This is a genomic window from Micromonospora sp. NPDC050200, from assembly GCF_040656135.1.
Lineage (GTDB): Bacteria > Actinomycetota > Actinomycetes > Mycobacteriales > Micromonosporaceae > Micromonospora.
Genome location: NZ_JBFALG010000029.1, coordinates 1 through 13,655, shown reverse-complemented (window position 1 = coordinate 13,655; position 13,655 = coordinate 1). Strand labels below are relative to the sequence as shown.

10 protein-coding genes and 1 rRNA gene are annotated in these 13,655 nt (G+C 72.2%); 4 read left to right on the top strand and 7 right to left on the bottom strand.

What is annotated here, in order from left to right:
• Positions 1–20: 20 nt before the first annotated feature.
• Together AB0I41_RS19850 and ileS are read right to left on the bottom strand one after the other, a co-directional pair.
• On the bottom strand, positions 21–710 hold the full coding sequence (locus tag AB0I41_RS19850) for a lysophospholipid acyltransferase family protein (RefSeq protein WP_357109377.1): 690 nt from the start codon (positions 708–710) through the stop codon (positions 21–23).
• Positions 711–881: 171 nt separating this feature from the next.
• Complete coding sequence (gene ileS / locus AB0I41_RS19845; protein WP_357109375.1) at positions 882–4,028, bottom strand: isoleucine--tRNA ligase; 3,147 nt, start codon at positions 4,026–4,028, stop codon at positions 882–884.
• Between the two features lie 362 nt (positions 4,029–4,390).
• Between ileS and AB0I41_RS19840 the strand changes: the two genes are divergently transcribed.
• Together AB0I41_RS19840 and AB0I41_RS19835 are read left to right on the top strand one after the other, a co-directional pair.
• On the top strand, positions 4,391–5,671 hold the full coding sequence (locus AB0I41_RS19840; protein WP_357109372.1) for an acyltransferase: 1,281 nt from the start codon (positions 4,391–4,393) through the stop codon (positions 5,669–5,671).
• A 166-nt stretch (positions 5,672–5,837) separates the two neighbouring features.
• Entirely contained in the window at positions 5,838–6,278 is a 441-nt protein-coding gene (locus tag AB0I41_RS19835; protein ID WP_357109369.1) for a carboxymuconolactone decarboxylase family protein, read from the top strand.
• 72 nt (positions 6,279–6,350) lie between these two features.
• On the opposite strand, the gene ndk is transcribed toward AB0I41_RS19835, so the two are convergent.
• On the bottom strand, positions 6,351–6,776 hold the full coding sequence (gene ndk / locus AB0I41_RS19830; RefSeq protein WP_357109366.1) for a nucleoside-diphosphate kinase: 426 nt from the start codon (positions 6,774–6,776) through the stop codon (positions 6,351–6,353).
• Positions 6,777–6,918: 142 nt separating this feature from the next.
• On the opposite strand from ndk, the gene AB0I41_RS19825 reads away from it, so the two are divergent.
• Complete coding sequence (locus AB0I41_RS19825) at positions 6,919–8,190, top strand: VOC family protein (RefSeq protein ID WP_357109363.1); 1,272 nt, start codon at positions 6,919–6,921, stop codon at positions 8,188–8,190.
• Positions 8,191–8,196: 6 nt separating this feature from the next.
• Here AB0I41_RS19825 and AB0I41_RS19820 read toward each other — a convergent pair whose 3' ends face one another.
• The 3 genes from AB0I41_RS19820 to AB0I41_RS19810 form a co-directional block, all read right to left on the bottom strand.
• Positions 8,197–8,721 (bottom strand): DUF4233 domain-containing protein, encoded by a 525-nt coding sequence (locus AB0I41_RS19820; RefSeq protein WP_357109360.1) that lies wholly within the window; start codon positions 8,719–8,721, stop codon positions 8,197–8,199.
• Entirely contained in the window at positions 8,718–9,989 is a 1,272-nt protein-coding gene (locus AB0I41_RS19815; RefSeq protein WP_357109563.1) for a folylpolyglutamate synthase/dihydrofolate synthase family protein, read from the bottom strand. The genes AB0I41_RS19820 and AB0I41_RS19815 overlap by 4 nt, the downstream gene beginning before the upstream one ends.
• 68 nt (positions 9,990–10,057) lie before the next feature.
• A complete protein-coding gene (locus AB0I41_RS19810; RefSeq protein WP_357109357.1) occupies positions 10,058–12,688 on the bottom strand; it encodes a valine--tRNA ligase in 2,631 nt (876 codons plus the stop codon).
• Positions 12,689–12,757: 69 nt separating this feature from the next.
• On the opposite strand from AB0I41_RS19810, the gene AB0I41_RS19805 reads away from it, so the two are divergent.
• The gene (locus AB0I41_RS19805; RefSeq protein ID WP_357109354.1) at positions 12,758–13,441 is read left to right on the top strand and encodes a hypothetical protein; all 684 of its coding nucleotides are present in this window, start codon (positions 12,758–12,760) and stop codon (positions 13,439–13,441) included.
• Positions 13,442–13,567: 126 nt separating this feature from the next.
• On the opposite strand, the gene rrf is transcribed toward AB0I41_RS19805, so the two are convergent.
• A 5S ribosomal RNA gene (gene rrf, locus AB0I41_RS19800) occupies positions 13,568–13,655 on the bottom strand; the annotation flags it as partial.

The window sequence follows — 13,655 nt, the reverse complement described above, 5'->3', positions numbered from 1 at the left end:
GGCCAGGCGGGCGAGGTGGTTCAGGCGGGGGTGTCGCCGGGGGCCGGGGCGCGCGGCGGAGCGTAGCGCGCGACGTACTCCTGGCCGGTGAGCTTCTGGATCTCGGCCATCAGCTCGTCGGTGATCGCCCGCAGCGAGGTGCGGTCGTCGGACCGGCCGGTGAAGTCCATCGGCTTGCCGAACCGTACGGTGATCTTCGCTCGGCCGGGTCGGGGCACCCGGGTGCCGATCGGCTGGGCCTTGTCCGTGCCGATCATGCCGACCGGGATGATCGGCACGCCGGCCGCCACCGCCAGCCGGGCCGCGCCGGTACGCCCCCGGTAGAGCCGCCCGTCCGGCGAGCGGGTGCCCTCCGGGTAGACCGCGACCAGGTCGCCGCCGCGCAGCGCGGGGATGGCGGCGTCGAATGCGGACAGCGCCGCCCGGCCGCCGGCCCGCTCGACCGGGATGGCCCCCAGACCGGTGAGGACGAACTTGGAGAAGGCGCCCTTCGGCCCGGTGCCCTTGAAGTACTCCGACTTGGCCCAGAAGGCCAGGTGCCGGGGGACGACGGTGCCGAGGAAGAGCTCGTCGGCGACCGAGAGGTGGTTGCCCGCGAAGATCGCACCACCGGTCTCCGGGATGTGCTCCAACCCCTCCACGGTCGGACGGAAGGCCAACCGGAGCGCGGGCGCCACGGTGAGCTTGCCGATGGTGTAGAGCAGGGGCACTGGTCCTCCGGCGGTCGTGCGTGAACAGGCGGTGTCACGGTAGCGGACGGGTCCACGGAGCCCCGCACGGGTGGCCGGCCGACCGGCTGGTGAGCGGGCCCGTCGGGGCTCGGTCGGGGCCGGTGGTGGCGGCCCGGCGCGACACCGCCGGACCGCCACCGCCGCACTGCCTCATACCCGGCGGACGGCCACCGTCACCCGCTCGCCCTCGCCGACCTCGCCGGCGAAACCCTCGACGCCCTCGGCGAAGTCGACGGTGTCGGCCAGCACCTCCCGGGCCACGAAGTCGGTGTACGCGGCCACCGCCGCGCGCACCTCCTCGGAGGCCGAGACCGACACCACGATCCGGTCCGAGACGTCCAGGTCGGCGTCCCGGCGGGCCTGCTGCACGACCCGGACCACGTCCCGGGCCAGCCCCTCGGCGGCCAACTCCGGGCTGACCTCGGTGTCCAGCACGACCACGCCCTCGCCGCCGGGCAGCGGCGCGGAGTGCTCGGCGTCGGCCGCGACCAGGCGCAGCTCGTACTCGCCCTCGGCCAGGGTCACCCCGGCGGCGACCGGGGCGCCGTCGACCAGCTCCCACTCCCCCGCCTTGACCGCCTTGATGACCTGCTGGACCTGCTTGCCGACCCGGGGGCCGAGCGCCCGCGGCACCACGGTCAGCACCTGCTGGCAGTACGCGGACACCTCGTCGGTGACCTCCACCGCCTTGACGTTGACCTCGTCGGCGACCAGGTCGGCGAAGGGCCGCAGCTGCGCCGCGACCGGCGAGGCCACGGTCAGCTTCGACAGCGGCAGCCGGACCCGCAGCCCCTTGGCCTTGCGCAGCGACAGCGCCGCCGAGGCGACCGACCGGACGGCGTCCATCGCGGCGACCAGGTCGTGGTCGGCCGGAAACTCCTCGGCCGACGGCCAGTCGGTCAGGTGCACCGACCGCTCGCCGGTGAGGCCGCGCCAGATCTCCTCGGCGGTCAGCGGCGCCAGCGGCGCCACCACCCGGCAGAGCGTCTCCAGCACCGTCCAGAGGGTGTCGAACGCCTCGGCGTCGCCCGACCAGAACCGGTCCCGGGAGCGGCGCACGTACCAGTTGGTCAGCGCGTCCAGGTAGGACCGGACGGTGGCGCAGGCGCCGGAGATGTCGTACGCCTCCATCTGTGCCTGGACCGTCGACACCAGCTCGTTCGTCTTCGCCAGCACGTACCGGTCGAGGAGATGGGTCGAGTCCGTCCGACGGCGAGCGGTGTACCCGTCGGCGTTGGCGTAGAGCGAGAAGAAGTACCAGACGTTCCACAGCGGCAGCAGCACCTGCCGGACGGCGTCCCGGATGCCCGCCTCGGTGACCGCCATGTCACCGCCGCGCAGCACCGGCGAGGACATCAGCATCCAGCGCATCGCGTCCGAGCCGTACGCGTCGAAGACGTGGTAGACGTCCGGGTAGTTGCGCAGGCTCTTGGACATCTTGCGCCCGTCCGAGCCGAGCAGGATGCCGTGGCTGAGGCAGTTGCGGAACGCCGGCCGGTCGAACAGCGCGGTGGCCAGCACGTGCATGGTGTAGAACCAGCCGCGGGTCTGTCCGATGTACTCGACGATGAAGTCGCCCGGGTAGTGGTGCTCGAACCAGTCGCGGTTCTCGAACGGGTAGTGCACCTGGGCGAACGGCATCGAGCCGGACTCGAACCAGCAGTCCAGCACCTCCGGCACCCGGCGCATCATCGAGCGCCCGGTCGGGTCGTCCGGGTTGGGGCGGACCAGTTCGTCCACCGCCGGCCGGTGCAGGTCGGTCAGGCGTACGCCGAAGTCCCGCTCGATGTCGGCCAGCGACCCGTACACGTCCAGCCGGGGGTAGTTCGGGTCGTCGGACTTCCACGCCGGGATCGGCGAGCCCCAGAACCGGTTCCGGCTGATCGACCAGTCGCGGGCGTTGGCCAGCCACTTGCCGAACGAGCCGTCCTTGATGTGCCCGGGCGTCCAGTTGATCTGCTGGTTGAGCTCGACCATCCGGTCCTTGAACGTGCTCACCGCCACGAACCAGGAGGACACCGCCTTGTAGACCAGCGGGGTCTCGCAGCGCCAGCAGTGCGGGTACGAGTGGGTGTAGGTGTCCTGCTTGAGCACCACCCCCCGCTCCTTGAGCTCGCGGATCACCGGCTTGTTGACGTCGAAGACCTGCTCACCCTGGTACGGCGGGACCAGGGCGGTGAACCGGGTGTGGTCGTCCACGGTGACCACGGTGGGGATGCCGGCGGCGTTGCAGACGTTCTGGTCGTCCTCGCCGAAGGCCGGGGCCAGGTGCACGATCCCGGTGCCGTCCTCGGTGGTGACGAACTCTGCCCCGAGCACCTGGTACGCGTTCTCCCCGGCCTGCTCGACGAGGAAGTCGTAGAGCGGGGTGTACCGGCGCCCGACCAGGTCCGCGCCGCGCACGGTGCCGACCTGCTCGTACCCCTCCAGCTCCTTGGCGTACGCGCCGAGCCGGGCCGCGCCGACGACGTAACGGTCACCGTCGCGCTCCAGCACCGCGTACTCGATGTCGGGGCCGACGGCGAGCGCCAGGTTCGACGGCAGGGTCCACGGCGTGGTGGTCCAGACGCCCAGCTTCACCGCGCCGCGCACCAGCTCCGGGGCGGACTCGTCGGGGGTCAGCCCGAACCAGACCGAGAGCGTCGGGTCGTGCCGGTCCCGGTAGACGTCGTCCATCCGGGTCTCGGTGTTCGACAGCGGCGTCTCGCAGCGCCAGCAGTACGCCAGCACCCGGAAGCCCTCGTAGACCAGACCCTTGTCGTGCAGGGTCTTGAAGGCCCACATGACGCTTTCCATGTAGTCCAGGTCGAGGGTCTTGTAGTCGTTGGCGAAGTCGACCCAGCGGGCCTGCCGGGTGACGTACCGCTCCCAGTCCTGGGTGAACTCCAGCACCGAGGTGCGGCAGGCCTCGTTGAACCGGGCCACGCCGAGGTCGAGGATCTCCGCCTTGCTGGTGATGCCGAGCTGCTTCTCGGCCACCACCTCGGCGGGCAGGCCGTGGCAGTCCCAGCCGAAGCGCCGCTCGACGTGCCGGCCGCGCATGGTCTGGTAGCGCGGCACCACGTCCTTGACGTACCCGGTGAAGAGGTGGCCGTAGTGCGGCAGGCCGTTGGCGAACGGCGGGCCGTCGTAGAAGACGTACTCGTTCCTGCCGTCGTCGCCGGTGGGACGGGCCTCGACGCTGGCCTCGAAGGTCTTGTCGGCCGTCCAGTGCTCCAGGACCCGGCGCTCGACCGCGGGCAGGTCCGGGCTCGCCGGGACACCGGCGGCGGTCGGGTCGTGCATCGGATAGGCCATCGGGGGTCGCTCTCCTCGCGCAGCTCACTCATCTGTGGGTCTGCGAGGACGAGCCTTCCGGGTACGCCTCGACGGCATCGCCCGAACGGCCCGCGGTACCACCCCGCTTGGCGGTCGAGGTGCGACCGCCCGCTCGTTGGCCGGCTGTGACGGGCCGGACCCGTCCGGTTCTACTGGGCCGGTCACCCGGCTGTTCTTCCGGAGGCTCGCCGGTGATGGCCGGGTCATCGCCTTACGGTCGCCAAGGATACTCGACCCTCGGCGGCACCCGCCGCCGACTTTCCGCCCGGCGCTCCTCGCCCTGCTTGATCATTCTCGACCCCGTTTGACCATTCGCAGGTCACTGGCCCAGACTTCCCCGGATGCGGACACTCAGCCATGCCGACTTCCTGGCGATGCGCCGGTTCGACGCGCTCGACGGGCTCCGGGCCATCGCCGCGGTCATCGTCGTCGCGTTTCACTTCGGCGGCTCCGCCTGGGGCTGGACGTCCGGCTGGATCGGCGTACACCTCTTCTTCGTGCTCTCCGGGTTCCTGATCACCACCTTGCTGCTGCGCGAGGAGAGTTCCCGGGGACGGGTGTCGCTGCGCGCGTTCTACACCCGGCGGTTCTTCCGGATCCTGCCGGTCTATTTCGTGGTTCTCGCCGCCACCTGGGCCCTCGCCCACGTCAACGGCAGGGGCAAGGGGGTCGAGCAGTCGCTGATCCACTACCTGCTCATGGTGAACGAGTTCGCGCCGACCAAGTCGTTCCTGCACTCCTGGACGATCGCCATCGAGCAGAAGTTCTACCTGGTCTGGCCGCTGCTGGCCTTCGTCCTGGTCAGCGGGGCGTTCTACCGCCGGCTGGCGGTCACCGGCGTGGCCGTGCTCGCGCTGCTCGCCCTGGTGCCGGTCGCGACCGACTGGCCGTACTGGCCGATCCAGTACGTGGTGATCCTGGCCGGCTGCCTCCTGGCGATCATCATGCACAACCCCCGGTCGTACGCCCTGGTCCGCCCGCTGACCCACCCGGTCGCGGCGGTGGTGGTGGTCATCGGTTTCACCGCGCTGCACCTGTCGCTGCCGTACTGGCCCCCGGCGGCGGACGGACACAACGACACCCGGGTGGCCATCTACGCCGTCGGCGCCGCCCTGCTGCTGCCCGCCCTGCTCACCCGGAGCCTCCCGGCCCGGATCCTGGCGCTGCGGCCGTTGGCCTTCATCGGCGAACGCTCCTACTCGCTCTACCTGGTGCAGTACATCGCGGCGGCCGTGGTCGCCGGACTCGCACCGTCGGTGCCACGGGGCACCACGTTCTTCCTGGCCACGGTGGTGGTGGGGCTGCTCGCGGCCGACCTGCTCCACCGTTGGGTGGAGCTGCCGATGATCGACCTGGGGCGCCGGCTCGCCGCCCGGGGCCGGAAAGCGGCGCCGGAGGCGGCAGCGCCGTCCGCGGAGGTCCCGGCCGAGCCCGTCGCGCCGCCCGGGACGTACGCGGCCCAGCGGATGCCCGTCGGGACGTACCCGGCCCAGTTCCCGCACCCCGACATGCACCCGGTGACGTCCGCCGCCGCGTACCCGTCGCAGGTCCCGCCGGTCGGCGCCCAGCCGGTGGGGTCGCCCGATCCGGACGCCACCTGGGCGGGGCCCGGCCGGGCCTGACCGGGCCCCCGCCGGCGCGACCCCGGGCGGCTCATCGCCTCATCGTCGCCAGGGACAATCGACCCGGGCCGGGAGCGGCATGAGACGGGCGTCACAGGCAGGGACCGTCACGCCGCACCCTGTCGACCCGTCCTGTCGGTGTCGAACACCGACCAGGGAGGTTGTCATGCAGCGGACGAACGGGGCCGAGGTGGCGCCGGAGGGTTACCAGGCCGTGCTGGGGCTGGAGAAGTACGTCCAGGCCAACGTCGAGCACAGCGTGCTGGAACTGGTCAAGCTCCGGGCATCGATGCTGAACGGCTGCGCGTTCTGCGTCGACATGCACAGCCGGGACGCACTGGCCGCGGGCGAGTCGAGCCGGCGGCTCTTCGCCGTGGCCGCCTGGCGGGAGGCGCCCTTCTTCACCGAGCGGGAGCGGACCGCGCTGGCGCTCACCGAAGCGGTCACCAGGCTGGGCGAGCAGGGCGTGCCCGACGAGGTCTGGGACGCGGCCGCGGCGGTGTGGTCGGAGAAGGAACTGGCCGACCTGCTCATCGCAATCGCCACGATCAACGTGTGGAACCGGCTCGCGGTGGCCACCCGGACGCAGCCCCCGACCGACGTGTGACGAGGGCCGGGGTGGCACAGACGGGCCGGTGGGCCGCCGGCGTACCGGCCCGTCCGCCGTGACCGGCCCTGATCAGCCCAGCTCTGGGAACCAGAGCGCGATCTCCCGCTTGGCGCTGTCGGTGGAGTCGGAGGCGTGCACCAGGTTCTCCCGGTTGGACAGGGAGAGGTCGCCGCGGATGGTGCCGCCGGCGGCCTTGCGACCGTCGGTGGCGCCGACCAGCCCACGCACCACGTCGATCACCTGGTCGCCGGAGAGGATCAGGGCGACCAGCGGGCCGCTGGTCATGAAGTCCTTCAGCGGCGGGTAGAACGCCTTGTCGACGTGCTCGGCGTAGTGCTGGTCGGCCAGCGCGGCGTCCATCGTCCGGGTCACCATGGCATCGATCCGCAGGCCCTTGCGCTCGAAGCGGGAGATGATCTCGCCGACCAGGCCGCGGCGGACCGCGTCGGGCTTGATCAGTACGAGCGTGCGCTCATCCGGGCTGCTGCTGGACACGCTGGGTTCCTCCTGTGCGCGGAAGACGGCCGGGCTGGGTACGGTCAGCCTAGCGACCCGGTCCCGGCGTCGGCGCGGCGGCTGCTCTTTCCAGCGGCTGCCGATCCCGCCTAGCCTGGCCCTGACCCCTGGGAGGTCCACTGTGGCGAATGGCGGGAACCGACCCATCGCGCCGGTACGCAAGCTGATCGCCGCGGTCCTCGGCACCGTGGCGACCTTCGTGGTCCTGTTCGGGCTGGGCATGACCAGCTGGTCGATCGTGGCCCTCGGCGCTGCCCTGCTGGTGCTCGCGGTCGCCCTGGCCACCGTGCGCGGCGGCGGGCGTACCTGGGTGATCGGCGTGGGGCACGTGCACAGCGCCTCCGAGCCCCCCACCCAGTACGCCTTCGGCCGCTGCGAGCTGCAACTGGTGATCGACGCCCCGGGCCTGCCGCCCCGTTCCAAGAAGATCATCGAGCCGCGGGTGCCGGTGTCCAAGTGGCCCTCGCTGGGGCAGACCCTGCCGATCCGGGTGGCCCTGGACGACCAGCGGCACGTCCGGGTCCTCTGGGACGAGGTGCCCACCCACGCCGAGAGCAACGCCGCCACTGCCGACCTACCGCCCGAGTACGCCGACGCCGAGCCGGTCGACGAGGTGCTGATCGCCCAGGAGGCCCCGCCGTGGGCCGGCCGTACGCCCGACGACGACTTCCACGACGACCTGCGCGACGAGTTCCGCGACCCGCCCCCGGCCGACCCGCTGCGCGCCGAGCCCGTGGTGGTGCCGGAGGAGCGGGAGCCGGTGGTGGTGCACCAGCGCCCCGGCGGCCCGGTCGTGCTCGAAGGCACCCTGGTCGAGCCGCCCTCGTCCAGCGGGCTGCCCCGCCGGGCGGCCACCCCGTCCCCGCGCCCGCCGGCGGACGAGCGTTTCGACGCTCCCGTCGTCGACCCGGTGGACGTGCCGCTGGACGACCCGGAGCCGCAGGACCGGATCAGCCCCGACGAACTGGACGAGGCGATCTTCGGGTACGACCCGGACGCGGGCCGGGTGGACGAGGCCGCCCCGATCAGCGGGGTCGGGCTGACGCTGCTGGTCACCGACCTGTCCCGCTCGCTGGGCTTCTACCGGTCGCTGGGCTTCGGCGAGATCGACCGGGGCTCCGGCAACGCGGTGCTCGCCTCCGGCGCCACCCGGCTGGTGCTGCGCGAGGTCACCGGCGCCGCCCCGATCAGCCGCCGGCTGGTGCACGTCAACCTGGAGGTGGACGACATCGACGCGGCCTACCGGCGGCTGAAGGACTCGGGCGTGAAGTTCACCTACGCGCCCCGGGTGGTCAACCGGGGCACCAAGCTGGAGGTCTGGGCGGCCGCCTTCCGCGACCCGGACGGCCACGGCATCGCGCTGACCCAGTGGCGGGAGCGCGCCGAGGCCTGAGACCAGTCAGCCGAGGATGACCCGGCGGACGTGCAGGGCGTACGCCCAGACCAGGCCGAAGATGATCCCCAGCACCAGCAGCGACCAGTGCAGCAGCCCGGAGAGCAGCAGCAGGCCCTGCACGGCGGTGCCGGCGTGCCAGGCCCAGGGCCGCCCCATCCGGCCGACCAGCACCACGCAGGCGACGGCCAGCGCCACGATCGCCGTGACGGCGGCCCCGCTCAGGTTCCCGCCGACCGCCCGGATGGGCTGGATGGCGAGCAGCAGCACCAGCGCCTCCAGGGCCAGCGTCCCGGCGCCCAGGCCGCGCACCGCCTTCTCGGGGTTGCGCAGCCCGGAGCGCCGCTCCCCCGGCCCGCCGCCGTCTACGCCCGGCACTCCGCCACCGCCCGGCACTCCGCCACCGCCCGGCACTCCGCCACCGCCCGGCGGCCGGGCCGCCTCCGTAGCCCCGCCCCGGGAGGTCGGCGCGTCCGCTTCCCCGAGCCGGGGCGCGGGCGGGATCGGCCGGTCCTCGTCGGGGGCGCTCATCGCTTGAGCAGCCGTCGTGCGTCGGCCACGGTCACCACCGACCCGGTGATCAGCACCCCGACCCCGGCCAGCTCGCCGGGCACGTCGGACTCGGCCTCGGCGATGGCCGCCTCGATGGCGTCGGGCATCTCCTCGGCCACCTCCACCCGCTCCGGCCCGAACACCTCGCGGGCCAGCGCGGCCAACTCGTCGGCCGGCATCGCCCGGGGCGAGCTGTTGCGGGTCACCACCAGCGAGTCGAGCACCGGCTCCAGCAGCTCCAGCAGGTGGGGGGCGTCCTTGTCGGCCAGCACGGCGAGCACGCCGACCAGCTTGCTGAACGCGAACTCCTCCTGCAGGGCGGTGACCGTGGCGGTCATGCCGTGCGGGTTGTGCGCCCCGTCCAGCAGGATCGTCGGGGCGGTACGCACCTTCTCCAGCCGGCCCGGGGAGCTGGCCGTGGCGAAGCCCTCCCGGACGGCCTCCACGTCGAGCTGCCGCTTCGTCCCGGCCCCGAGGAACGCCTCGACGGCGGCGAGCGCCACCGCGGCGTTCTGCGCCTGGTGCGCGCCGTGCAGCGGGATGAAGACCTCCTCGTACACCCCGCCGAGGCCCTGGATGCTCAGCACCTGCCCGCCGACGGCGACGGCCCGGCGCAGCACCCCGAACTCGGTGCCCTCCCGGGCCACGGTCGCGCCGACCTCGGCGCAGCGCTCCAGGATGGGCCGGGCGGCCTCGTCGTCCTGCGCCGCGCAGATCACCGTGGCGCCGGAGTGGATGATCCCGGCCTTGTGCAGGGCGATGTCCTCCAGGGTGTCGCCCAGCCACTCGGTGTGGTCCAGCCCGATCGGGGTCAGCACGGCCACCCCGGCCTGGAGCACGTTGGTGGCGTCCTCGGCCCCGCCGAGCCCCACCTCGACCACCGCGACGTCGACCGGCGCGTCGGCGAAGGTGGCGAAGGCCAGCGCGGTGGTCATGTCGAAGTAGGTCAGCGGCTCCGACGAGCGCTGGTCGACCAGTTCGGCCAGCGGCTCCACCTCGCGGTAGGTGGCGACGAAGCGTTCCTCGCTGACCGGCTCCCCGTCCAGGGCGATCCGCTCCCGCACCGTCTCGAGGTGCGGGCTGGTGTAGCGGCCGGTGTGCAGGCCGAAGGCCCGCAGCAGCGAGTCGATCATCCGGGCCGTGGAGGTCTTGCCGTTGGTCCCGGTCAGGTGGATCGACGGGTACGCCCGCTGCGGGCTGCCGAGCAGGTCGAGCAGGGACTCGATGCGGTCCAGCTCGAAGACCATGCGGGTGAAGCCCCGCCCGGCCAGCGCGGCGTCGACGGCGGCGAAGTCGGTGCGATCGGTGCGGTCGGTCACGAGGGAAGCGCCTCCAGCGCGGCGTCGATCCGGACCAGGTCCGCCTCGGCCACCGCCAGCCGGTCGCGGATCTTGGCGACCACCGGTTCGGGGGCCTTGCCGACGAACGCCGGGTTGTCGAGCTTCGCCCGGGCCTGCGCGACCTCCTTCTCGGCCGCCGCGCGGTCCTTGGCCAGCCGGGCCCGCTCGGCGGCCACGTCGATCGAGCCCCGGGTGTCCAGCTCGACGCTGACCTCGCCGGGCATGGCGAGGGTGGCGCTGGCCTGGAAGTCGGCGGCCGGGGCGTCGAGCCGGACCAGCGAGCGGATCAGCGGCTCGTGCGCCGCGATGCCCGCGACGGTGAGGCCCTCCAACCGCGCGGCGACCCGCTGCGTCGGCCGCAGCCCCTGGTCGGAGCGGAACCGCCGGATCTCGGTCACCACCCGCTGGACGGTGCCGACCTCGCCCTCCGCGGCGTCGTCCACGAGGGTACGGTCGGCGACCGGCCAGGCGGCCGTCATGACCGTCTCGCCGCCGGTGAGGGCGGTCCACAGCTCCTCGGTGACGAACGGGATGACCGGGTGCAGCAGTCGCAGCAGCTGGTCCAGCACGTGCCCGAGGACCCGTCGGCTGGCCTCGGCCGCCGGCCCGCCCTCGGCGAGCACCGGCTTGCTCAGCTCGACGTACCAGTCGCAGACGTCGTCCCAGGCGAAGTGGTACAGCAGGTCGCAGACCTTCGCGAACTCGTACGCCTCGAACTGCTCGTCCACCTCGGCGGTGACGTGGGCGAGCCGGGACAGGATCCACCGGTCGACGGTCGACAGGTCAGCGGCGGCGGGCAGCGTCCCGTCGGTGTGCGCGCCGTTCATCAGCGCGAACCGGGTGGCGTTCCAGAGCTTGTTGCAGAAGTTCCGGGAGCCCTGGCACCACTCCTCGCTGACCGGCACGTCCTGTCCGGGGTTGGCGCCCCGGGCGAGGGTGAACCGGGTGGCGTCGGCCCCGAACCGGTCGATCCAGTCCAGCGGGTCGACCACGTTGCCGAACGACTTGGACATCTTCTTGCCGTGCTCGTCGCGGACCATGCCGTGCAGGGCGACCACGTCGAACGGCTGGACACCGTCCATCGCGTACAGGCCGAACATCATCATCCGGGCGACCCAGAAGAAGAGGATGTCGTAGCCGGTGACCAGCACGCTGGTCGGGTAGAACTTGGCCAGGTCCGGGGTCTGCTCCGGCCAGCCGAGGGTGGAGAACGGCCACAGGCCGCTGGAGAACCAGGTGTCCAGCACGTCCTCGTCCTGGTGCCAGCCCTGACCGTCACCGGAGCTGCTCGGCGGTTCCTCATCGGGTCCGACGCAGACGATCTCGCCGTCCGGGCCGTACCAGACCGGGATCCGGTGGCCCCACCAGAGTTGCCGGGAGATGCACCAGTCGTGCATGTTGTCGACCCAGGCGAAGTAGCGCTTGGCCAGCTCGGCGGGCTCGATCTTCACCCGGCCGTCGCGGACCGCGTCGCCGGCCGCCTTCGCCAGCGGGGCGGTGTTGACGAACCACTGCAGCGACAGCCGCGGCTCGACCGTGGTGCGGCACCGCGAGCAGTGCCCCACCGCGTGCACGTACGGCCGCTTCTCGGCCACGATCCGCCCCTGCTCGCGCAGCGCGGCGACGATCGCCGGGCGGGCCTCGTACCGGTCCAGGCCCTGGAACGGGCCGTGCGCGGTGATGATGCCCCGCTCGTCCATGATCGTCAGCGACGGCAGGTCGTGCCGCTGGCCGATCTCGAAGTCGTTCGGGTCGTGCGCCGGGGTCACCTTGACCATGCCGGTGCCGAAGGTCGGGTCGACGTGCTCGTCGGCCACGATCGGGATCCGCCGGTCGGTCAGCGGCACGGCCACCTCGGTGCCGATGAGGTGCTGGTACCGCGCGTCGTCGGGGTGCACGGCCACCGCGGTGTCGCCGAGCATCGTCTCGGCCCGGGTGGTGGCCACCACCACGTCGTCGCTGTACCGGATCGAGATGAGCTCGCCCTCGTCGTCGGTGTGCTCCACCTCGATGTCGGACAGGGCGGTCAGGCAGCGTGGGCACCAGTTGATGATCCGGTTGGCCCGGTAGATCAGGCCGTCGTCGAAGAGCTTCTTGAACATGGTCTGGACGGCCCGGGACAGGCCCTCGTCCATGGTGAAGCGCTCGCGGTCCCAGTCGACGGCGTCGCCGAGGCGGCGCATCTGGCCCAGGATGGCCCCGCCGGACTCTGCCTTCCACTGCCAGACCCGCTCGACGAACTTGTCCCGGCCGAGGTCGTGCCGGGACAGCCCCTCGCCGGCGAGCTGCCGCTCGACCAGGTTCTGGGTGGCGATGCCGGCGTGGTCCATGCCGGGCAGCCAGAGCGCCTCGTACCCCTGCATCCGCTTGCGCCGGTTGAGGGCGTCCATCAGCGTGTGTTCGAACGCGTGGCCCATGTGCAGCGAGCCGGTGACGTTCGGTGGCGGGATGACGATGGTGAAGGGGGGCTTGTCGCTGTCCGCCGACGCCCGGAAGTGGCCGGCGGCTACCCACTGCTCGTACCGTCGCTGCTCTACCTCGCCGGGCTGGTACTGGCCGGCAAGGGTCGGGGCGTCGGGGCGTCGGGCATCCAGTCTCTCGGTCACCCTGAAAGTCTACGGAGCGCTTCCGCGGACCCGACGTGCGCCACCTGTCATTCGCGTACGGTGGCGGACATGTCCGACGCACATCTCACCGAGCGTCAGCTCATCGAGGGGCCCGACCCGGTCGACCTGACCGACGAGCCGATCCAGCTGAGCAATCGGGATCCGGAGAGCGACCAAGCCCGCCGGGCCCCGGCGTCCCGCCGCCGGCGGATCGTCCTGGCCGTGGCGCTCGCCGTCGGCCTGGCCGGCGCCGCCGCCCTCGGCACGGCCGGCTGGCGGGTGGCGCAGGAGAAGGACACCCGGCTGAACGCCCCGGACCGGGTCGCCGGTCTGACCCGGGACGACTCGGAACGGGCCCGCAGCACGGCCGACTATCTGCGCAGCGGCTTCGCCGCCGACATCGAGCTGGACCGCAGCTTTGGCACCGTCTACCGGGACCCGGCGGACGAGACCCGGGCGGTGCTGCTCTTCGGTGGCACCACACTGCTCTGGCAGCCGGAACGCGACCTGGACAGCCTCTTCGGGCTGATGGCCGACGAGACCGGCAAGGTGGCCGGGCTGCGCGAGGTGTCGGCCGGCGGGCTCGGTGGGGTGATGAAGTGCGGCACCACCAGCGGCGACGGGGGCGACTTCGCGATCTGCGGCTGGGCCGACCACGGCAGCGTCGCGATGGCAATGTTCCCCAACCGGTCGGTCGACGACGCCGCCGCGCTGTTCCGCCAGATCCGCGAGGCCGTCCAGACCCGCGGCTGAGGCCATTCGAGGGCTGCGGGCGCCGACCGCTGCGGCCCTTTTCCCGCGTACGACGTCACGCCCGACTTTTCGGGGTGGAAATGCATTCAGGCCCACCCCCGAGGGGGTGGGCCTGAATCAATGTTTGTCCGGCGGTGTCCTACTCTCCCACACCCTCCCGAGTGCAGTACCATCGGCGCTGGAGGGCTTAGCTTCCGGGTTCGGAATGTTACCG

Bases quoted from the DNA above. Each gene is read 5' to 3' on its own strand.
- ileS (WP_357109375.1), bottom strand. From the start codon at position 4,028: ATGGCCTATCCGATGCACGACCCGACCGCCGCCGGTGTCCCGGCGAGC.
- AB0I41_RS19840 (WP_357109372.1), top strand. From the start codon at position 4,391: ATGCGGACACTCAGCCATGCCGACTTCCTGGCGATGCGCCGGTTCGAC.
- AB0I41_RS19835 (WP_357109369.1), top strand. From the start codon at position 5,838: ATGCAGCGGACGAACGGGGCCGAGGTGGCGCCGGAGGGTTACCAGGCC.
- AB0I41_RS19820 (WP_357109360.1), bottom strand. From the start codon at position 8,721: ATGAGCGCCCCCGACGAGGACCGGCCGATCCCGCCCGCGCCCCGGCTC.
- AB0I41_RS19815 (WP_357109563.1), bottom strand. From the start codon at position 9,989: ATGGTCTTCGAGCTGGACCGCATCGAGTCCCTGCTCGACCTGCTCGGC.
- AB0I41_RS19805 (WP_357109354.1), top strand. From the start codon at position 12,758: ATGTCCGACGCACATCTCACCGAGCGTCAGCTCATCGAGGGGCCCGAC.